Source organism: Stenotrophomonas maltophilia group sp. msm4, assembly GCF_032025605.1.
Taxonomy (GTDB): Bacteria; Pseudomonadota; Gammaproteobacteria; order Xanthomonadales; family Xanthomonadaceae; genus Stenotrophomonas; species Stenotrophomonas sepilia.
The window spans coordinates 308,001-329,775 of record NZ_JAVSKK010000004.1 but is presented as its reverse complement, the minus strand read 5'-3'; the positions used below and the strand labels follow the sequence as shown (position 1 = coordinate 329,775).

Here is a 21,775-nt window from a genome sequence, read left to right as displayed (position 1 = left end):
CGCAGACTGTTAAGGAGAAAGACCATGAATCGAATCTATCGACGTATCTGGAATGCTGCACGCCAGTGCTGGGTGGTAGCGAGCGAGCTGGCTGTCGCAAGGCAGTGTTCCTCATCGCCGAGAAGACTCCGGCTACTAGTCATTCCACTATCGATGTCTGCGGCCGGCTCCATTTCCGCGAACGCGGGCAGCATGTACTGGGGATGTTCGCCCTTCGATTGGGACAAGGCGGACGTCTATTGCGTGCCCATGTCAGGACAAAGTGAGGATGGAAGAACCTCTGCCAATGCAAAGATCTCCACCTCCAAGGACTATCTGATCATGGGGGGAGGTTCGTACAACGACGGCTCCTGGAACGCTGCCTTTGGTCCCAAGGCCCAGATCATTGGCAACTACAACGCGGCATTGGGCCACAAGGCCAACATCAACGGCGTAGACAGTGTTGCCGTGGGCTACAACGCGACTGCCAATGGTGGTCACAGCACGGTTGTAGGCGCAAATGCCTATGGCAGGGGAATCGGCTCCACCGCATTCGGAAACAGCGCTGCGGCAACGCGTCAGAACGCGCTTGCGGTCGGCAGTGGCTCGTTGTCACAGGGCGAGAATGCGGTTGCAATGGGCGCGAACGCATTTGCCAATGGCGTTGATGGCGTCGCCCTGGGCAGCAAAGCCTCGGTCGATACCGGCGGCGGCACGTCCGGAATCGCCATAGGTGCTGCTGCGAAGGCCGGGACGGCCGGCTACACCGGTGCAATCGCCATAGGCGGTGGCGCCGAGGCGCGCATTGATAGCGTAGCCCTGGGCTACGGTGCGTCGGCAGCCGCGCAAGGAGCAGTTGCGCTGGGTGTGCGTTCTTCCGCAACCGAAAAGAACACTGTTTCCGTGGGCAGTTCCACGCTGCGACGGCGGATTGTGAACGTGGAAGACGGCCGCATCACGGCGTCAAGCTCAGATGCCGTTACCGGCAAGCAACTGCATGCGATGAACGAGCGGGTCGATGGCTTGATCAAGCAGGATTCCGCGAGTGGCATAGTGCGTATTGCCAACAGCAATACCGGCACGGAAGTCAGCATGCGCAATGCAGTGTTGGCGACGCGAAAAGTGAGTGGCGTTTCTGATGGAACGTTGACGACAAGCAGTACGGATGCCGTGAATGGCCGGCAGCTCAACGCCACGAACTCCAGGCTGGGGACAGTGGAATCGGCAGTGGGAACCGTAAAGGGAGACCTTGCCGACGTCCGTACGCTCGCCCAGTCGGCCACCAACCGTATCGATGCCACCACCCTGGCGCTGGGCAAGGGCGCGGTTGCAGAATCGGGCAGCTACGGTATCAGCACCGCCATCGGCAACAATGCCAAGGCCTACAACGGTCGCAGTGTCGCACTCGGATTCGACGCGCTGGCCGGCGTCGATGCAGAAGGCAACAAGGTGAACAACCAGAATGCCGGCGTTTCCATCGGTGCAAACACGCGCAGCGCAAATGGCGCGGTCGCGACGGGCTTCCGGGCCATTGCCAGCGGAAACTTCTCCATCGCCGTAGGCGGCGACGCCAATGCGGCCGCCGAGCATGCCACTGCAATGGGGTACCTGAGCAAAGCCACGGCGCAGCGGTCCACCGCACTGGGCAATCTTGCGGTATCGGCCAACACCAGCGCCGTTGCACTGGGTGACCGGGCCAACGCACGCCATGACAATGCGGTGGCACTGGGTGCTGGCTCCGTCACGGCGTCCGTCAACTCCGTTTCGGTGGGCAGCGCTGCCACCAAGCGCAAGATCCAGTACATTGCCGATGGCGCGGTCAGCAATGGCAGTACCGATGCCATCACCGGCAATCAGCTGTTCGCGACCAACCAGGCCGTGTCCACTGCACAGAACACGGCCACGAGCGCGCAGACGGCGGCCAACGACGCCAAGGTCGACGCCGCCAAGGCGCTGACCGAGACGGCCGCGCTCGCCGGGTTGGTCTCTGAGACCGCCGCCAGCGGCAATGTCCGCTTGGGCGAGAAGAACAGCGGTACCGTACTGGACGTGCGCAACAGTACCAACGCCAGCCGAAAGGTTGCCGGTGTGGCTGACGGCGACTTGGGTGACAGCAGCAATGAGGCTGTGAACGGCAGGCAGCTGAATGCTACCAACGTGCAGGTGGCTACGGTGGAGAAGGCGGCCACGGCCGCGCAGGCCGATGCAACGGTTGCCAAGGCGGACGCTGCCAAGGCGTTGGTCAGTACGACCGCGCTGGAAGGACTGGTCAGCCAGACCGCCGGCAACGGCGATGTCCGTCTTGGCGAGAAGAACAGCGGAACCGTGCTGGATGTGCGCAACAGTATGGGTGTTGACCGAAAGATCAGCGGCGTTGCAGATGGCATGGTGACCGATAGTAGTGCTGACGCTGTATCAGGGCGTCAACTCTTCGCAACTAATGCCCGGGTCTCGATGATCGAGCGCCAATCGAAGTTCGTTGGGCTCGGTACTGACGAGTTCAGCGAACGGGCTGTGGCCGGGGGATTCGGTGTTGCGATTGGTGATTCCGCCAAGGCCAGCCCGCTCAGCGAAGGCGGGACGGCAATCGGGGCCTTTGCCAACTCACTGGGAATGAACTCGGTCGCAATTGGTCGGGGCTCTCTGGTTACGGAACATTCCGAGAGGGGCTTTGCACTTGGCGTAGCTTCCAGGGTGGAAGCGGCCGGCGGTATGGCAATTGGTGCAGGCGCCAAGGTGTCAGTCGGCGCTACGGGCTCTGTCTCGATAGGATCAGGTTCAGAGGCGACTGAAAGCGGAACCGCATCATTTGGCAATTCCCTTACCAAGCGCCGTCTCGTGAACGTTGATCGTGGCACCGCCGATCACAATGCCACCACTGTCTCCCAGCTGAAGGATTCCCTTGCCACCCTAGGCGGCAGCGCAGGCATGGACGCCAACGGCAACATCATTGCACCGACCTACTCGGTGCAAGGCGGTGCGCAGAACACCGTGGAGGATGCGTTGATGGCGCTCGATGGTGCCGTCATCACCTCAAGCCGCCGTGCGGACAAGGTGGAAGGCCAGCTCAACTCGATCTTCCAGGATTCACCCTCGGCCCGTGGCGATGGCATGAACCAGATCGCGCTGAATGGCGTGAATGGCATGGTGCTGACCAACTTGGCTGACGGTCGGATAGCGCCAGGAAGCCGTGATGCCGTAACGGGCAATCAGCTGTACGCCGCAGAGCAGAAGATCTCGCAGAATCGAAATGATCTGGAGGCCATGCGCAAGGAGCGGGAGATGCGCGAGCAGGCCATGCGTGGATTGGATGCGAGCGGCCCGATTGATTTCGGCGGTGCGCGTTTGACTGGCGTGGCCGAGGCGAAGTTGTCGGCTGACAGTTCGGATGTTGTTCGTGGAAGTCAGCTCTATGAGACCAACAGCCGTGTTTCGGAACTTGAGGACGTCGCACAGTTTGTGAGTATCGGGTCAGCGCCCTTCAGTGAACGCGCCCAGGCGGGTGTGGCGGGCGTTGCGTTGGGAAATTCAGCAAAGACGGGACTGGAGGGAGGAACTGCGGTAGGGACGTTTGCGGAGGCCATGGGGAAGAACTCGACCGCAATTGGTAGAGCGGCGACTGTCTCTGTGGACTCTGCGAATGGATTCGCAATGGGTGTCGGTGCACAGGTCGGTGGAGGCGCGGGCGGTGCGAATGAGGGTATCGCGATTGGTGCTGCCGCAAGAGTTGAAGGCGGAGCTCATGGCTCTCTGGCACTTGGAAACGGTGCCCTGGCAGATGAGGAAGGAGTTGCGTCATTTGGCGGTGTTGGCATCAAGCGCCGCCTCGTAAACATCGCCAGCGGCACCGCCAACCACAACGCCGCCACCGTCGGCCAGCTGCGCGATGCACTGTCCGCCCTCGGCAGCGAAGTCGATGCCAACGGCAACATCGTCGGCCCCAGCTTCACCGTGCAGGGCCAGTCCCAGTCCACGCTCAATGGCGCATTGGAAGCGCTGGATGGCGCAGTGGTCAGCACCACCTCGCGCGTGAACCAGGTCGAGTCCCAGCTGCGCAACGTGTTCCAGGACACCCCCTCGGTCCGCGCCGACGGTCTCAACCAGCTCACCCTGGCCGGAACCCACGGCATGGTCATCTCCAACGTGGCCAATGGCCTGGTCGCGGCCGGCAGCCGTGATGCAGTCAATGGCGGCCAGCTGCACTCGATGCAGCAGCAGCTCAACGGTCGTATGGATGGGCTCGAGCAGCGCATCGATGCGCCGCAGCCGCAGGCAATGGCGGTGGCTTCAGTGCCCGAACCGGAAGCACCGGTGCCGCAGGCCGAAGGCGGCCAGCAGGTGGCGTCGGTCGGCGAGGGTGAGAAACCTGCACCGCAGCCGAAGACGAAGAAGGAGGACACCCCGAAGCCCCAGGTCGATACCGCTGAACTGGAGAAGATGCTGGCCCGTGCCAACGAGTACACCGATGGTGCGATCAGCAACTTCGAACGCCGCCTGGACAAGATGGACAAGCGCTTCAACCGCATGGCGGCGATGAGCAGCGCGCAGACCGCGATGGCGATGAACACCGCCGGCCTGGCCACCTACAACCGCCTCGGCGCTGGCGTGGGCTACAGCGAGGGTGAGTCGGCGATGGCAGTGGGCTACCAGCGTGTGCTCAACGAGAAGGGCTCGGCCACCTTCAGCCTCAATGGGGCGTTCACCAACAGCGGCGAACGCAGCATGGGTGTCGGCGTGGGCATCGGCTGGTAAGCCATGCAGCCCCGGCGTGACGCGCGTAATCCGCCCCGCCGCGCCGGGGCCCTTGCCGAGGAGATGGCAATGTATCGATGGGTAAGCCGGTTCATCAGCTACCGCACGTTCTATCTGTGGCGGGCACGTTTTTACTACTACACCCGCAATCTGGACCGCTGGCTGCTGTTCGCCCTGCTGTGCGTGGCGGGTGTGGGCTTGGCGGCCTGGTACACCTGGCGGGTATCGAGTGTGCCGCCGCCGCGCGTGCATCCGGAGGCCGCCGCGCTGCGCGTGGAGAACATCACCCAGGAGGCGATCCATCGCATCGTGCTGGTGCGGCATGGCGGCCCAACCCCGGGCGAGCCGTTCACCACCCCGGAGGATGTCCGTGCCGGTACGCTGCGCACACTGCGGGTGCGGCAGCTGCTTGACAGTGCGATGGTGTGGCAGTTGAAGGCCCATATGCTGGCCGACATCGCGGCGTACATCGATGCCACGGGAAGCTGCTTCCCTTTCCCGTGCTGGCAGGTGAGCCATCGGCTGGAGCTCATGCGTGCGGCGGAGGCGGAGAACGCGGCCATCAACCGGGCGCTGGAGCCGGTGCTGGAGGTGCCGCTGGACAGGATGCCCAACCTCAACGGCGGTGAGCGCGCGCGGATACAGACGGCGTGGTCCGATCCGTTCGGCGATGTCTACAACCAGACCTGGTTGCTGGGCGATCTGCAGAACATGCACGCGCGGATGATGATGGCGTACCCGCAGCGGGTGGGAGCTCCCTGGCTGATGCGCCTGCTTGGCGATGAGACGGAGGAGCAGCACCATGATGTCTGGTAGGGCAACGCACCTCCTGTAGAGCCGAGCCATGCTCGGCTGCTCTTCGGTCAGGTGTCCGGATGCCTGATGCATCGTGCGGACCAACGGTCCGCACCTGCCAGAAGAAGGAAGCAGGCAACGCGTCTTCTGTAGAGCCGAGCCATGCTCGGCTGCTCTTGGGCCAGGTGTCCGGATGCCTGATGCACCGTGCGGACCAACGGTCCGCACCCACCAGAAGAATGAAGCAGGTAGCGCGTCTTCTGTAGAGCCGAGCCATGCTCGGCTGCTCTTCGGTCAGGTGTCCGGATGCCTGATGCACAGTGCGGACCAACGGTCCGCACCCACCAGAAGAATGAAGCAGGTAGCGCGTCTTCTGTAGAGCCGAGCCATGCTCGGCTGCTCTTGGGCCAGGTGTCCGCACGCCTGATGCACCGTGCGGACCAACGGTCCGCACCCACCAGAACCCGCGCAACCGTCACCCGCCGATATACGCGGTGATCTCCGCTTCGGCCAGCAGCTGCCGCAGCTGTGCGACAGACGCGCGTCGCATCGGCTTCTCATCCACCGGCGACAGCGGCGCCTGGCGCAGCGCATCGTACGGCAGCACGGCCAGGTCAAAGGTCAGCTCCTCGGCACTGAACACCCACACCGGCACGTCCAGGCTGCGCTCGCGGTCCATGCGCAGCCGGCGCGTCCGCGATTCAGCGGGAATGCCGTGCTCGTCCAGGAAGCGATGCACGGCTTCCGGGTCGTCGCTGTGCAGGTGAAGCTGCACCGGGCTGTTGGCATCGGCGGTGCCTTCCAGCACCGGGCCGGCCAGCCGTGGGGCGAAGCCGTGCAGGAACTCCAGCGCGCGCATCGCGGCCTCGCGGCGGCGCTGCAGTTCATTGCCGTGCTGGGGCCCGGCGAACAGCCGCTGGTATTCGCGCAAGGCGTCTTCGATCTCGGTGTTGCGGGGCAGGGAGGCATCGTCGTGGATGCCGAGCCGGCTGGCGGCCTTCAACTTGGCCTGGTGATAGTCGCGGATGCCGCCTTCGGCCATCAGGCGGGCGGCTTCGTGGGCGAGGCGGTGGCGCCGCTCGCGGGTCTGGCTGGCAGCATGCTGGCGGGCGCGATGCATGCGATGACTCCTGTTGCGACCTGGCTACAGACTAGCGCACGGATGTGACATCCGCGTAGGTATTTCAAGGTGGGGATGTAGAGCCGAGCCCACGCTCGGCTGCTCTACGCGGGGGCCCTGAGCCGAGCATGGGCTCGGCTCTACAGTCGCATCGGTGCCAACCCACGGTTGGCACCCACTGCACCCTTCCTCAGAAGATATCGAACGCGGCGGCGTCGGCCTGTGGCGTATTGAGGTTCAGGTCGTAGTCGGTCAGGCGATCCATGTCTTCCACCTTCACCCACTCGGTCGCGCCGTTGAGCGTGGCCTGGACCATGCCGCTGGGCGGCTCGTTCTGCGCGATCGGGGTGTCCTTCAGCGCGGTGCGCATGTAGTCGATCCAGATCGGCAGCGCCGCCTTGCCGCCGTACTCGCGGTAGCCCAGCGAGCGGAAGTCGTCGCGGCCCACCCACACGGTGGTTACGTACGGGCCGCCGAAGCCGGAGAACCAGGCGTCACGATGGTCGTTGGTGGAGCCGGTCTTGCCGCCCACGTCCTCGCGGCCGAGCACCTTGGCCTGCACACCGGTACCGCGCTGGACCACGTCGCGCATCATCGACACCAGCTGGTAGGCGGTGCGGGCGTCGATCGCGCGCGGAGCGGTGCGGGCATCCGGGTTGGCCGGAGCGGCGGCAGTTTCGGTCTTGGCTTCGGCCTTGGCCGCAGCGGCCGGGTCCACCTTCGGAGCCGGGGCGCCGAAGTTGAAGCCATCCACCACCTGGTTGACCGGCTGATCGCTGCTGCCGGCGCAGTCGCGGCAGGCCAGCGCCGGGTTTTCCTTGAACACCAGGTTGCCGTCGCGGTCATTGACCTGGTCGATCAGCCAGGTATCCACGCGCGAGCCGCCATTGGCGAACACCGCGTAGCCACGCGCCACCGACAGCGGGGTCAGCGATGCAGTGCCCAGCGACATCGACAGGTTCGGCGGCAGCTCCGATTCGGCAAAGCCAAACTCGCTGATGTACTTGCGCGCGTAGTCCACGCCCATGCCATCAAGCAGGCGTACCGAGACCAGGTTGCGCGACTGCACCAGCGCTTCACGCAGGCGCATCGGGCCGCGGAAGCGGCCGCCGTCGTTCTGCGGGGCCCAGGTCTTGCCGCGGCGATCGCGGAACACGACCGGGGCGTCGAGCACGATCGAGGCCGGGTTGTAGCCCTTGTCGAAAGCGGCCGCGTAGACGAACGGCTTGAAGCTCGAACCCGGCTGGCGGCGGGCCTGGGTGGCGCGGTTGAACTTGTTGCCGGAGAAGCTGAAGCCACCCACCAGCGCCTTCAGCGCGCCGCTGTGGGCATCCAGCGAGACCAGTGCGGACTGGCCGCGCGGGATCTGGTCCAGCAGCCACTCCCCTTCCTTGGCACCGGCGCGTACGCGCACGATGTCGCCGCGCTGCACCAGCTTGCCCGGGGTCTTGTTGGTCCACTTGGCGGCACCGGCCGGCAGCACGATCTCGGTGCGGTTGGCCAGCACCACCGTGGCGCTGCCATCGGCAGCGGTGCTGGCGACGATTGCCGGCAGCAGGCCGGCCTGGCCGTACATGCCGCGCAGGTGCTCGGCCAGCGCGGCGGTATCGTCGCCAGCGCCCAGCTGCACCTGCTTCTCCACGCCGTGCCAACCGTGGCGGTGGTCGTACAGCAGCAGGCCATCACGGACGGCCAGGTTGGCAGCGGTCTGCAGGGTGGAGTCGATCGTGGTGGTGACGTGGTAGCCCTTGTTGACCACGTCGCCGCCGAAGCGGGCGATCATTTCCTGGCGCACCAGCTCGGCCACGTAGGGTGCATCGACCTGCACCGGCGGCTCATGCGCGGTGGCGTGCATCGGCACGGCCTTGGCCGCGTCGGCCTCGGCCTGGCTGACGAACTTCAGGTCGGCCATGCGCTGCAGCACGTAGTTGTCACGGCGCTGGCGGGCACGTTCCGGGTTGGAGATCGGGTTGCCCGACGACGGGAACTTGGGGATACCGGCCAGCGAGGCCATCTCGTCCAGGTCCAGCTCGTTCAGCTTCTTGCCGTAATAGAACTCGGCGGCAGCGGCCACGCCGTAGGCGCGGTTGCCGAAGAAACTCTTGTTCAGGTACAGCTCGAAGATCTCGTCCTTGCTCAGCTCGGACTCGATCTTGCGCGCCAGCAGGATCTCGGCCAGCTTGCGGGTGTAGCTGTACTCGGAGCTGAGGAAGAACTGGCGGGCGACCTGCTGGGTGATGGTGGAGCCACCCGGCACGCGCTTGTCGTTGGTGGTGGCCAGCAGCCAGACCGCGCGGCCGATGCCCATGTAGTCCACGCCGCCGTGTTCGTAGAAGCGGGCGTCCTCGGTGGCCAGGAAGGCCTGCTTCAGGCGCTCGGGCACGTCCTTCATGGTGACCGGGGTGCGCCGGGTCTCGCCGAACACCGCCATCAGCTTGCCGTCGGCAGCGTAGACGTACATCGGCTCCTGCATTTCCACGTCGCGCAGGGTCTGCACGTCGGGAAGCTTGGAGGAAACGGCATAGTACAGACCGCCCACGGCGGCCGCGCCGATCAGCGCCAGGACCAGGACAATCAGGAAGATCCAGCGCAGCCAGCGGCGGAGTCGAGTCATCGGGTTCAGATTCCGATTGCGAATTTCGTGGTCGCAGAGTATAGATTACGCAAGGTGGCGGCTGGGGTCGGCACCGGGGAGCGCAAGGGGAACAGTCAGGGGCTGCATGGTGAATCCGTGAGGGATTTCACAGCAGGGCCGTTGCCATTTGCTAAGAATACGTTATTAATGCTCGGACGCAGGTCTTGCGTCCAAGTGCCCGTCGGCAGGGGAGAAACCGTGGGGCTCATCCCAAAAAGTCAGTCGCCGCTTGTAGGCGTCGACATCAGTTCGACTGCGGTAAAGCTTTTGCAGCTGTCCCGCAGCGGCAATCGTTTCCGCGTGGAACATTACGCTGTGGAACCTCTTCCGCCGAATGCGGTGGTGGAGAAGAACATCGTCGAAGTGGAGGCCGTCGGTGAGGCCATCCGCCGGGCGATGAACCGTTCAGGCAGCAAGGCCAAGTTGGCCGCTGCCGCCGTCGCGGGGTCGGCGGTGATCACCAAGGTGATCCCGATGCCGGCCGATCTCGACGAAAACGACATGGAAGCCCAGATCGAGCTGGAAGCGGTCAACTACATTCCGTATCCGATCGAGGAAGTGAACCTGGACTTCGAGGTGATCGGGTCGATCCCGAACAACCCGGAGATGGTCCAGGTGCTGCTGGCCGCGTCGCGTTCGGAGAATGTCGAGCTGCGCCAGTCCGCACTGGAGCTCGGTGGCCTGCAGGCCAAGGTGATGGACGTGGAGGCCTTTGCGGTCGAGAACGCCTACGCCCTGGTCGCCAGCGAGCTGCCGGTGTCCATCGACGGCGTGGTTGCGCTGGTCGACATCGGCGCCACCATGACCACCCTCAATGTCCTGCGCGGCGGCCGCAGCCTTTACAGCCGCGAGCAGGTGTTCGGTGGCAAGCAGCTGACCGACGAGATCATGCGCCGCTATGGCCTGAGCTACGAGGAAGCCGGGCTGGCCAAGCGCCAGGGCGGCCTGCCGGAAAGCTACGAAATGGAAGTGCTGGAGCCGTTCAAGGAAGCCACGGTCCAGCAGATCAGCCGCCTGCTGCAGTTCTTCTATGCAGGCAGCGAATTCAACCGCGTCGATCACATCGTGCTGGCCGGCGGCTGCGCCGTGCTCGGTGGCCTGCCGGAGATGGTCGAGGAACAGCTGGGCGTGCCGACCGTGGTCGCCAACCCGCTGGCGCAGATGACCCTGGGGCCGAAGGTGAACGCGCATGCGTTGGCCCAGGATGCCCCCGCGCTGATGATCGCGACCGGTCTGGCGCTGAGGAGCTTCGACTGATGGCACGCATCAATCTATTGCCCTGGCGCGCCGAGCGGCGCAAGCAACGCCAGCGCGAGTTCTACGCAATGCTGGGCATGGCCGCTGTCGGTGGCCTGCTGTTGTCGCTGATGATCTGGTTCTATTACGACCGCCAGGTGAGCGGCCAGATGGACCGCAACGCCTATCTGGAAGCCGAGATCGAGAAGGTCAAGGAACAGAACAAGGAGATCGATCGCCTCGACGCGCAGAAGGAACGCCTGCTGGCCCGCAAGAAGGTGATCGAGGAACTGCAGGCCAAGCGCTCGCAGATGGTCCACCTGTTCGACGCGCTGGTACGCACCATTCCCGATGGCGTGGTGCTGACCGCGCTGAAGCAGGAAGGGGATGTGCTGACGCTGGAAGGCCGCACCCAGTCCAACGCCCGCGTTTCGGCCTACATGCGCAACCTGGAGACCTCCGGCTGGATGACCAATCCGGAGCTGTCGATCATCGAAGCGCGTGACCCGGAGAAGGACAAGGATGGCAAGGTCGGTCCGCTGGCCGACATCAAGGCGCTGCCCTACGTGTTCGTGGTCAAGGTGAAACTGCCGGCACAGAGCGAAGAGGTCTCGGCGACGCCGGGCCTGAACGCCGATGGGTCGGTGGCGACGGCTGCGCCCGCACCGGTGGCTCCGTTGGCCGCAGGTCCGGGTGCCGCGACGCCTGCGGCTCCGGCAGCGGGCCAGCCGGCAGCGGCTCCCGCTGCACCGGCCGCTGCACCGCCGGCCAAGCCGAACCAACCGGCCGCTCCGGCCGCCGCGCCGGCCCCGGCACCCGCCCCGAAGCCTGAGGGCAGCCGCCTGGCGCAGCCGCCGCAGGCCTTCAATGCGCTGCTGCAGGGGGACCGCGCATGAGCCAGAAGATCGACATCAAGAACCTGGATTTCAACGACATCGGCAACTGGCCGCAGAAGGCCAAGATCGTCTTCTGCTCGTTGCTGGCGCTGGTCATCATGTTCGTGGCGTGGATGCTGCTGATCAGCGGCAAGCGCGAAGAACTGGCCGGCCTGGAATCGAAGGAAGTCGAGCTGCGCACCGAGTTCACCAAGCAGCAGGAACGCGCGGTGAACCTGGAGCCACTGAAGCAGCAGCTGGCGCAGATGGAGCAGGTGCTGCAGCAGATGCTGCGGCAGCTGCCGAGCAAGACCGAAATGCCCGACCTGATCATCGACATCTCGCAGACCGCGCTGTCCAGCGGCCTGACCAACGAGCTGTTTGAGCCGGAGCAGGAGCAGATCAAGGAGTTCTACGCCGAGAAGCCGATCAAGCTGCGCATGGTGGGCAGTTACCACCAGTTCGGCGCATTCGTCAGTGGCGTGGCCTCGTTGCCGCGGGTGGTGATCCTGACCATGCATGACATCAACCTCAAGCCCAAGGAAAAGACCGGCGGCAACGTCCGCAGCGGTGCACTGGAACTGTCCGGTACGGTCAAGACCTACCGTTACCTGGACGAGACCGAAGTGCAGGCGCAGCAGGCGGCCGACGCTGGCAAGGAGGGCAAGAAGTGATGCGCGCGCAGACCGTACGTGGTGCGATGGTGCTGGCTGTACTGCTGCTGGCCGGTTGCGGCCGTGGCGTGACCAGCACGCCCGGCGACGCACCGAACCTTGAGAAGTGGGTGGAAGGCGAGCGCGCGCGACCGGCGCAACCGCTGGAGCCGCTGCCGGTGATGCAGCAGTTCGAGACCTTTGAATACTCCGCGCAGGGCATGCGCGATCCGTTCACCGATGCCTGGACCAATCCGCAGCAGGGGAACGGCGGATTGCGACCGGACCCGAACCGGCGCAAGGAGCCGTTGGAAGGCTTCCCGCTGGATGCGCTGGACATGGTCGGCACCATCGGTACCGGTGCAGGCACCGTGGCGCTGGTGATGGGGCCGGACAAGGTCACCTACCGGGTTCGCCCGGGCGGTTACCTGGGGCAGAGCGACGGGCGGGTCACGGCGGTCTTCGAAGACCGCGTGGAGCTGATCGAACTGGTGCCGGATGGCGCGGGTGGCTGGCTGGAACGGCCGGCAACGCTCTCGCTTGAAGATCAATGATCGTTTACTGGGGATAGCACGATGACCTTTCACCAAGCCAAGGGGCTGCGTCCCATCCGGCGCTCTACCTTGAACCGTGTCAGCGCGCTGGGAGTCGCGCTGATGCTGGCCTGCGCTCCGGCGCTGGCTGCCGCACCGGCGGAAAAGCCGGTGGGCGCCACCGTGGCACCGGCCGCTGCGCCGGCAGGCCTGTCGGTGGCCAAGATCGATTTCAAGCGTGGCGATGACGGCGCCGGGCGCCTGATCGTGCAGTTCGACGGGCAGGGCGCGATCCCTGACCTGCGCACGCAGGGCAACAGCGTCGTGGTCGACGTCGGCAATGCCCGACTGCCGGCCAACCTGCAGAAGCCGATGAACGTCACCGACTTCGCCACGCCGGTACAGCGCATCGACGCCAAGCCGTCCGGTGCCGGTACCCAGCTGGTGCTGAGCACCGGCGGTGCAGTGGAGTCGCTGGCGTACCAGAGCGGCAATGAGTACGTGGTCGAGATCAGCCCGCGGCAGGCCCCGGCCGCCGTCGGCGCGGTCACTGCCGGCAGCGTCACCCAGGCGGCCAAGGCCGTCGGCCAGCGCGGTTTCACCGGCAAGCCGGTGACCTTCAACTTCCAGGACGTGCCGGTGCGCACCGTGCTGCAGTTGATCGCCGAGGAGTCCAACCTGAACGTGGTTGCGTCCGACTCGGTGCAGGGCAATGTGACCCTGCGCCTGGTCAATGTGCCGTGGGACCAGGCGCTGGACATCGTGCTGCGCGCCAAGGGCCTGGACAAGCGTCGCGACGGCAGCGTGATCTGGGTGGCGCCGCAGGCCGAACTGGCCAAGTTCGAGCAGGAGAAGGAAGACGCGCGCATCGCCATCGAGAACCGCGAAGACCTGCAGACCGACTACATCCAGATCAACTACCACAGCGCTACGCAGATCTTCAAAGCGCTGACCGAGGCCAAGGGCATCGGTGGCAGTGGTGGTGGTGGCAGCGGCGGTGGTTCGGGCAGCTCGTCGCAGGAAGACAGTGGCTTCCTGTCCTCGCGCGGCCGCATCGTGGCCGACGAGCGCACCAACACGCTGATGATCAGCGACATCCCGAAGAAGATCGCGCGCATGCGCGAGCTGATCAACGTGATCGACCGCCCGGTCGACCAGGTGCTGATCGAAAGCCGCATCGTCATCGCCACCGATACCTTCGCCCGCGAACTGGGTGCGAAGTTCGGTGTCAGCGGCAGCCGCGACAACGTGTACTTCAGCGGCAGCCTGGATGCCAACGCCAAGACCCGCGAGTCGCAGGTGACGACCGACCTGGCCAACGCCAAGGCCGAGCGTGACTGGGAAGCCGGTGGCCGGGTCGGCCCGCCGCCGGTGAAGTCCGGCTCGGCGATCACCCGTGGCCTGAACTGGAACCTGCCGGTGGCCGCCGCCAGCAACCCGGGTTCGCTGGCACTGTCGATCCTCAATGCCGGTTACCTGCTGGATGTGGAGCTGTCGGCCATGCAGCAGGAATCGCGAGGCGAGGTGATCTCCAACCCGCGCGTGGTCACCACCAACCAGCGCGAAGCGATGATCAAGCAGGGCAAGGAGATCGGTTACGTCACCATCAGTGGTGGTACCGCTGGCGGCGTGGCGACGCCGAACGTCCAGTTCAAGGAAGTGGTGCTGGAGCTGAAGGTCACCCCGACCATCACCAACGACAACCGCGTGTTCCTCAACATGCAGGTGAAGAAGGACGAAGTCGACCAGCTGATCCAGCTGGAAGGCTACGGCACCGTGCCGTCGATCAACCGCCGCGAAGTCAATACCGCGGTGCTGGTCGAGGACGGGCAGACCGTGGTGATCGGTGGCGTCTACGAATTCACCGATCGCAACAGCATCAGCAAGGTGCCGTTCCTGGGCGACGTGCCGTTCCTGGGCAACCTGTTCAAGAAGCGCGGCCGCAACAAGGACAAGGCCGAACTGCTGGTGTTCGTCACCCCGAAGGTGCTGCGCGTGGCCAAGCAGAACTGAGCCATCGCTCCGAAGTCTTCGAAGAAGGGCCGCCCTGTGCGGCCCTTCCTCGTTTCCGCGGGTAGATCCACGCCCTGCGTGGATGCGCTGTTCAGCCGTTCTTGATGCCAATCGCAAGGCACCCTGCGATGATGTCGGGAACCCGTGCCGTCCCGCGCCGGTCAAAGGCCCCCATGAACCTGCCACCGCCGATGCCCGAAACCGTCTCGCCGCCGCCCGCGCCGGCCACTTCCCGCCTGCATGCGGCGTTCACCCAGCTGCGCGATGCGTTGTCGACCGAGATCGTCGGCCAGGCGGCCCTGGTCGAACGCCTGCTGATCGCGTTGCTGGCCGACGGCCACCTGCTGGTGGAGGGCGCGCCGGGCCTGGCCAAGACCACGGCGATCCGTGCACTGGCCTCGCGCCTGGAAGCAGACTTTGCCCGCGTGCAGTTCACGCCCGACCTGCTGCCGGCCGACCTCACCGGCACCGAGATCTGGCGCCCCCAGGAGGGCCGCTTCGAGTTCGTGCCTGGCCCGATCTTCCACCCGATCCTGCTGGCCGACGAGATCAACCGTGCGCCGGCCAAGGTGCAGTCGGCGCTGCTGGAAGCCATGGGCGAGCGCCAGGTCACGGTTGGCCGCCATACCTATGCGCTGCCGCCGCTGTTCCTGGTGATGGCCACGCAGAACCCGATCGAGCAGGAAGGTACCTTCCCGCTGCCGGAAGCGCAGCTGGACCGCTTCCTGATGCATGTGCGCATCGGTTACCCGGACCAGGCCGCCGAATCGGAGATCCTGCGGCTGGCCCGTGAGCGTGCCCGCGGCGCATTGGGTGAGGCCGCGCCGGCGCCAGACAAGATGCCGATGCAGGACGTGTTCGACGCCCGCCGCGAAGTGCTGGACCTGCACATGGCACCGGCACTGGAGCGCTACCTGATCGAACTGGTGCTGGCCTCGCGCGATTCATCGCGCTACGACGCCGGCCTCGGCCGCCGCATCGCATGGGGGGCAAGCCCGCGCGGTTCCATCGCACTGGAACGCTGCGCCCGCGCGCGGGCGTGGTTGGCTGGCCGTGACTTCGTCACCCCCGACGACGTGCGCGCGGTCGCCGCCGACGTGCTGCGCCATCGCGTGCTGCCCAGCTATGAAGCCACCGCCGAAGGCTGGGACGGCGAGCGCCTGGTGCAGGAGCTGCTGGCCCGGGTGCCGGCACCCTGAGCCTGCGCATGACCGATCCATCCCTGGAACAGGCACCGTCTGCGCTCGAAGGTGACGGGCTGCGCCCGCAGCTGGCCGAACTGGTCGCGCTGCGCCGGCTGGCACAGCGTCCGCCGCCGCCGCGCCGTGGCCGCACCGGCAACGCGGGCCAGGCACCATCCCCGCTGCGCGGCCGCGGCATGGAGTACGCCGAGTCGCGCGAATACGTGGCCGGCGACGACGCGCGCCACATCGATTGGCGCGTGACGGCGCGCACCGGCCGCGCCCATACCAAACTGTTCCAGGCCGAGCGAGAGCGGGTCAGCCTGATCGTGGCCGATACGTCACCGGCGCTGTATTTCGGCACGCGCGTTCGCTTCAAATCGGTGCAGGCCGCCCGTGCCGGCGCGGTTGCCGCGTGGTCGGCGCAGCGCCGTGGCGACCGCGTGGGCGCATTGCGTGGCAGCGACCGCGAAGCGCCGATCACCCCCGCGGGTGGGCCACGCGGAGTGCTGCGCGTGCTCGACGCGCTGACCCGCTGGTACGCACAGCCGCCGGCCGATGATCTGGGCCTGGAGCGCGCGCTGGATCATGCCGGCCGCGTGCTGCGCCCAGGCGCGCGCATGCTGGTGCTGGCCGATCCGCAGCAGGCCATCCGCATTCCGCCCGCGCGTTGGAGCGCGCTGGCCCAGCATCACGACCTCAGCCTGGTGCTGCTGGTCGATCCACTGGAGCTGCAGCCACCGTCGGCGGCGTTGCAGTTCCAGACCGCGCAGCAGCGCATCGGTCTCGACCTGCGCCGCAGCGAAGTGCAGGCGCACTGGCGGGCGCATTTTGTCGAGCCGCTGCAGGAGCTGCGGCACCAGCTCGGCGCGCGCCGCGTCGACGTGCAGGTGCTGTCCTCCGATGCGCCCAGCGACGCCTGGCTGGCGCCGTCGCCGACCGAGGTGCCGGCATGAGCGCCGCGCTGCCGTTGCGCGATGTGCAGCTGCCGCCGGCACCGTCATGGTGGCCGCCAGCCCCCGGTTACCTGATGATCGGCGCGGTGGTCGTGCTGGTGCTGCTGGTGATCGCCGTGGTGATGTGGCGACGTCGCCGCCGTCGCGAGCGCTGGTTGCAGCTGTTCGATCAGGAACTGGCAACCGCCCCCGACGCTGCGGCCGAACTGGCGGCCATCGCCGGACTGCTGCGCCGTGCCGCACGCCATGCACGGCCGGGCAGTGAATCGCTGCGCGATGACGCCTGGTGGCAACGCCTCGACCCGCAGCGCACGCTGGCCGATGACCACCGCAGCCTGTTGGCCGAAGGCGCCTATCGCCCGCGCGTCGACAACCGCGACGTGGCGGCCATACGCAGCTGGGCCCGCGAACGCTACCTGGCGATGCTGCTGGAGCGCCGCCGATGAACCTGCTGGCAAGTTACTGGCCATGGCCGGACCTGCAGCTGGCGTGGCCGTTGGCCCTGCTGGCCCTCCCGATGCCGCTGCTGATGCGCTGGTGGAAGCGTCGTGCAGCGCCGGGTGCTGCACTACGCGTCCCCTACGCTGCCGCCGAGCTGGAAGCGCTGTCCGGTGGTGGCCGCGTCGACGTGTCGTGGCTGCGCACGCTGCTGCTGTGGCTGGGGTGGTGTGCACTGTGCATCGCGCTGGCGCGACCGCAGCAGCTGGGCGACGCCATCACGCCCCCGCAGCAGGGCCGACAGATGATGTTGGCGATGGACGTGTCCGGAAGCATGGGCGAGGGCGACATGGTGCTGGGCGACCAGGCGGTCGATCGCCTGACCGCAGCCAAGGCCGTGCTTGCCGACTTCCTGGATCGTCGTGCGGGCGACCGCGTCGGCCTGCTGATCTTCGGCGACCGCGCCTACACACTCACGCCGCTGACTGCGGACCTGGCCAGCGTGCGCGACCAGCTGCGCGACAGCGTGGTCGGGCTGGCCGGGCGCGAGACCGCCATCGGGGATGCCATCGGCCTGGCGGTCAAGCGCCTGCGCACCCAGCCGGAGGGACAGCGCGTGCTGATCCTGCTGACCGATGGTGTCAGCAATGCCGGTGTGCTGGAACCGCTGCGCGCCGCGGAAGTGGCGCGCGCCGAGGGCGTGCGCATCCACACGGTCGCATTTGGCGGCGATGGCAGCATGCGGTTGTTCGGCATTCCGATTTCCACCGACCAGGATCCGGTCGATGAGGCCACCCTGAAGAAGATCGCCAGCATGACCGGCGGCCAGTTCTTCCGCGCGCGTGATACCGCGCAGCTGGCCGGCATCTATGCCGAGCTTGATCGCCTGGAGCCAGTGGCCGCAAAGGGCCCGAGCCTGCGCCCTCGCGAGGAACGCTATGCGTGGCCGTTGGGCCTGGCATTGCTGCTGGGCGCATTGGCCTGGCTGTGGCCGGAGCGTCGCCGATGATCGCGTTTGCTTCGAATCTTCCCGACTGGAACGCGCTGCACTTCCTGCGGCCCGAGTGGTTGTGGGCACTGCTGGCGCTGCCGCTGATCATCGCGTTGGCGCTGTACCGGCAGCGACGCAGTGATGCGTGGCGGCAGGCCGTGGATGCACATCTGTTGCCACATCTGCTGGCCGCCGGTGCGAAGCGTCGCGTGCGCCTGCCATGGGCGCTGCTGCTGGGCTGGACACTGGCATCGCTGGCGATGGCCGGGCCGAGCTGGCGGCAGCAGGCGCAGCCGATGTTCCAGGCCAGCGCACCGCTGCTGGTGGTACTGGACCTGTCCAGCCGGATCAGCGCAACCGATCTGCCACCGTCGCGCCTGCTGCAGGCGCGCGCGAAAGTGGGCCAGCTGCTGCGCGCGCGCCAGGGCGGGCAGGTGGGCCTGGTGGTGTATGCCGATGATGCCTACACCGTGGCGCCGCTGACCGACGACGGCAGCAACGTCGCGCTGTATCTGGATGCGCTGTCGCCGGACGTGATGCCGCGCGATGGCCAGCGTGCCGACCGCGGCATCGACTGGGCAACACGGCTGATGCGGCAGATTGGTGCGCTGCAGGGGCAGATCCTGCTGGTCAGCGACCAGGCGGATGGTGAAGCTGCACTGGCGGCAGCGCAGGCACGCAGCCTGGGCCTGCAGGTGTCGGTGCTGGGCCTGGGCACGCCTGCCGGTGCGGCCTACCGCGATGGCAGCGGGCAGATCCGCCAGGCTGCGCTGGATGAGGGCAGCCTGCGCGCGGTGGCCACTGCAGGCGGCGGCCGCTATGCACGCATCTCCGCCGATGACAGCGATCTGCGTGCGCTCGGTGTACTCGACGCGCGCGAAGGCACGGCGGCGCAGCGGCCGGGCGAAGGCAAGCAGTGGCGTGACGAAGGCTTCTGGCTGCTGCCGCCGGTGATGCTGCTGGCATTGCTGGCCTTCCGCCGTCGTGCGCTGCTGGCGGCGGTGCTCGCGGTCGGCCTCGTGCCATGGATGAATGACGCGCAGGCGCAGGCACCTGCGACGCAGGCCTCGCAACCCGCGCAGGGCACGCTGTGGAAGCGTAGCGACCAGGCGCAGCATCAGCGCCTGGCCGAGGGGGTCCAGGCTTACCGCAACGGCGACTTCACCACTGCACGCAAACGCTTCGAAGGCATCGACAACGATGCCGGTTGGTACAACCTGGGCAACACGCTGGCACGCGAAGGCAACTACGACGAAGCGATCGCCGCCTACGACCGCGCGCTGGCATTGCATCCCGGCATGGCCGATGCGGTCGCCAACCGTGCCGTGGTCGATGCCGCGCGCAAGCGCAGGCAGTCCGGTGGCAAAGGCCAGGATCATCAGAAGCCACCGCAGAGCGGGCAGCAGAAGCAGCAGAACGGTACCCCGGGCCAGCATAACCCGCAGGGCCAGAAGCCGCAGCAGGGCCAGCAGAATCCCGGCCAGGGCCAGCCGCCGTCGGGCCAGCAGGGGCAGCCCAAGGCGGGTGACGACAAGAACCCGTCGAGCCCACGACCCGGCGAGCGCGGCCGCGATGGCCAGCAGGCGCCACCACAGGTGGAGGATGCCAAGGCACAGGCCCAGGCCGATGAGCAGCAGCGCCAGCGCATGCAGCAGGCGATGCAGCAGGCACGCGAAGGCGAGGCTGGCAAGGACGGCAAACCCGTACCGGGGGCTGAGGGCCTCACGCCGCGCGAGCGCGAGGAGCGACAGGCGGTGGAAGCGTGGATGCGGCGTGTGCCGGATGATCCGGGCGCGTTGCTGCGGGCCAAGTTCCAGCTGGAAAACGAACGCAGGAAGAGGGAAGGGCGATGACGCGCGCGATCAACATGCACGGGCACTGGTCACGGCCGGTACTGGCGGCGCTGTTGCTGTGGCTGCCGCTGCTGGCCTGGGCGCAGCCACGCGCCTGGCTGGATCGCGACCGCATCGCGATGGGTGATACGGTCACCCTCAATGTCGAGAGCGATCAGGGCGCTCCCGACTTCACGCCATTGCGCACCGACTTCGACCTGAGCGGCCAGACCAGCAGCCGCCAGGTGGAATGGAGCAATGGCAGCATGCAGCAGCGCAACCTGTATGGCGTGGCGCTGACCCCCCGGCGCAGCGGTGCGCTGGTGGTACCGGGCCTGCAGGTGGGCAGTGCGCGAACCGCGCCGCTGACGCTGCAGGTCGATGCGGCCGCCGTGGCCGGACCTGACAGCAATGCGATGGCCTTCATCGAGACCGTTGTCGATGACGATACGCCGTACGTGCAGCAGAGCGTGGGCGTGGTGGTGCGCTTGTATTTCGCCTCGCAGCTGGCCTCCGGCGAGCTGGTGCTGGACACCCCGGCGGGCGCGTCGTTGCAGCGGGTGGGCGATGACCGCACCGACGTACGCCAGGTCAACGGGCGCCGCTACAACGTGGTCGAACGACGTTTCCTGCTGATCCCCGAGCGCAGCGGCGCGTTGCGGCTGTCCGGTGCGCGTTTCAGCGGGCGCAGCGCCGGAGGTTTCTTCGATGACTTCTTCGGGGGCGGCGATGGCCGCATGAATGCCACCGGCGCAGACCGCACGTTGCAGGTGCAGGCACAGCCGGCACAGGCGCCGCAGCCGTGGTTGCCCCTGCAGAGCCTGCAGCTGCGCTACACCAGCGCGCCCACCAGTGCCCGTACCGGCGAGGCAGCCAACGTGGTGGTCGAAGCGGTTGCCGAAGGCGCGACCCGAGCACAGTTCACCGACCTGCCGGTGCCGGATGTCGGCGCCAACGCGCAGGTGTTCGCCGAACCGGCACAGTACGAAGAGACCTTCAACGGCAGCACGCCGCGCCTGAAGATCACCCGCCGCTATTCGATTGTGCCGCGCCAGCCGGGTTCGCTGGTGGTGCCGGGACCACACCTGCCCTGGTGGGATGTGCGCAACGGCAAGGCACAGGAAGCGAAGCTGCCGGACCTGACGCTGGCCGTTGCGGCCGGTACCGGCGCCGCCACTGCCTCGCCGGCAGCGCTGCCACCGATCGACACCGCTGCCGCGCTGCCCGGCAGCGATGGACAGGATGGGCGTATCGCCGCGACCGATCCACGCGCCAGCGGCCTGTCCGAGCGACCGTGGCCATGGATGGCGGCGGCCATTGGCCTGGCGCTGCTGTGGCTGCTGACCCTGTTGTGGGGCTGGCAGCGAGGCCGACGCCCGCGTGTGGCGGCGCCTGCAGCCGGCACGCCCTCTGTGCCGACCGTAGTGAGCGGACGCGCGGGCCTGGCCGAACTGCGCCGTGCGCTGGATGGTGAAGGCTTCGACCAGGTGGAGGCACGGCTGTGTGCGATGGCCGGTGTGAAACGCATCGAGCAGGTCATCGCCCGGCTGGATGACGCGGCCCAGCGCCAGGTATTGCTGGACCTGCAGCAGGCGCGCTGGGGCGGGCAGGGCGAACTGGCCCCGTTGCGCGCGCGCCTGCGTGAGGTCTTCCGTGACGGACCGCACTGGTCGGCGGCAACCGGCGCCGCCGACACTGGCCTGGCGCCGCTGTATCCAACGCGGCGAACCTGAACCGGCGCCGCTTGCGCGCTTTGTTAGAGTGCATTCATTTTTCGAGGAAACCC

Annotated in this window: 15 protein-coding genes; 13 read left to right on the top strand and 2 right to left on the bottom strand. The window is 66.7% G+C overall.

Going from position 1 to position 21,775, the window contains the following annotated elements; translation table 11 throughout:
* Positions 1-24 precede the first annotated feature (24 nt).
* Positions 25-4,731, top strand: coding sequence for an ESPR-type extended signal peptide-containing protein (locus ROV93_RS19780; RefSeq protein ID WP_072168464.1), 4,707 nt, complete (start codon positions 25-27; stop codon positions 4,729-4,731).
* 69 nt (positions 4,732-4,800) lie between these two features.
* On the top strand, positions 4,801-5,547 hold the full coding sequence (locus ROV93_RS19775) for a hypothetical protein (RefSeq protein WP_072168465.1): 747 nt from the start codon (positions 4,801-4,803) through the stop codon (positions 5,545-5,547).
* 454 nt (positions 5,548-6,001) lie between these two features.
* Here the strand turns inward: ROV93_RS19775 and ROV93_RS19770 are convergent, their stop codons facing one another.
* On the bottom strand, positions 6,002-6,646 hold the full coding sequence (locus ROV93_RS19770) for a hypothetical protein (protein WP_049411389.1): 645 nt from the start codon (positions 6,644-6,646) through the stop codon (positions 6,002-6,004).
* A 190-nt stretch (positions 6,647-6,836) separates the two neighbouring features.
* The gene (locus ROV93_RS19765) at positions 6,837-9,260 is read right to left on the bottom strand and encodes a penicillin-binding protein 1A (RefSeq protein WP_312541025.1); all 2,424 of its coding nucleotides are present in this window, start codon (positions 9,258-9,260) and stop codon (positions 6,837-6,839) included.
* Between the two features lie 219 nt (positions 9,261-9,479).
* Here ROV93_RS19765 and ROV93_RS19760 point away from each other — a divergent pair, with 219 nt between their 5' ends.
* From ROV93_RS19760 to ROV93_RS19710, 11 genes are all read left to right on the top strand, one after another.
* Positions 9,480-10,538: a pilus assembly protein PilM gene (locus tag ROV93_RS19760; RefSeq protein WP_014038321.1), complete on the top strand. Its 1,059-nt coding sequence runs from the start codon at positions 9,480-9,482 to the stop codon at positions 10,536-10,538.
* On the top strand, positions 10,538-11,413 hold the full coding sequence (locus ROV93_RS19755; protein WP_088497528.1) for a PilN domain-containing protein: 876 nt from the start codon (positions 10,538-10,540) through the stop codon (positions 11,411-11,413). Before ROV93_RS19760 ends, ROV93_RS19755 begins: the two co-directional genes overlap by 1 nt.
* Positions 11,410-12,066, top strand: coding sequence for a type 4a pilus biogenesis protein PilO (pilO, locus tag ROV93_RS19750; RefSeq protein ID WP_049411380.1), 657 nt, complete (start codon positions 11,410-11,412; stop codon positions 12,064-12,066). Before ROV93_RS19755 ends, pilO begins: the two co-directional genes overlap by 4 nt.
* Positions 12,066-12,599, top strand: a complete 534-nt coding sequence (locus ROV93_RS19745; protein ID WP_005418914.1) for a pilus assembly protein PilP — start codon at positions 12,066-12,068, stop codon at positions 12,597-12,599. The genes pilO and ROV93_RS19745 overlap by 1 nt, the downstream gene beginning before the upstream one ends.
* Before the next feature lie 21 nt (positions 12,600-12,620).
* Positions 12,621-14,591 carry a type IV pilus secretin PilQ family protein gene (locus ROV93_RS19740; protein WP_065185316.1) on the top strand — a complete coding sequence of 657 codons (1,971 nt, stop codon included), beginning with the start codon at positions 12,621-12,623 and terminating at the stop codon, positions 14,589-14,591.
* Between the two features lie 173 nt (positions 14,592-14,764).
* Complete coding sequence (locus tag ROV93_RS19735) at positions 14,765-15,790, top strand: MoxR family ATPase (protein WP_072168467.1); 1,026 nt, start codon at positions 14,765-14,767, stop codon at positions 15,788-15,790.
* 8 nt (positions 15,791-15,798) lie between these two features.
* Positions 15,799-16,728, top strand: coding sequence for a DUF58 domain-containing protein (locus ROV93_RS19730; protein WP_180890579.1), 930 nt, complete (start codon positions 15,799-15,801; stop codon positions 16,726-16,728).
* On the top strand, positions 16,725-17,174 hold the full coding sequence (locus ROV93_RS19725) for a DUF4381 family protein (RefSeq protein WP_072168469.1): 450 nt from the start codon (positions 16,725-16,727) through the stop codon (positions 17,172-17,174). The genes ROV93_RS19730 and ROV93_RS19725 overlap by 4 nt, the downstream gene beginning before the upstream one ends.
* Entirely contained in the window at positions 17,171-18,175 is a 1,005-nt protein-coding gene (locus tag ROV93_RS19720) for a VWA domain-containing protein (RefSeq protein ID WP_072168470.1), read from the top strand. Before ROV93_RS19725 ends, ROV93_RS19720 begins: the two co-directional genes overlap by 4 nt.
* Positions 18,172-20,010 (top strand): tetratricopeptide repeat protein, encoded by a 1,839-nt coding sequence (locus ROV93_RS19715; protein ID WP_180890578.1) that lies wholly within the window; start codon positions 18,172-18,174, stop codon positions 20,008-20,010. The genes ROV93_RS19720 and ROV93_RS19715 overlap by 4 nt, the downstream gene beginning before the upstream one ends.
* Positions 20,007-21,722, top strand: a complete 1,716-nt coding sequence (locus ROV93_RS19710) for a BatD family protein (RefSeq protein WP_072168472.1) — start codon at positions 20,007-20,009, stop codon at positions 21,720-21,722. The genes ROV93_RS19715 and ROV93_RS19710 overlap by 4 nt, the downstream gene beginning before the upstream one ends.
* The last annotated feature ends 53 nt before the right edge of the window (positions 21,723-21,775 follow it).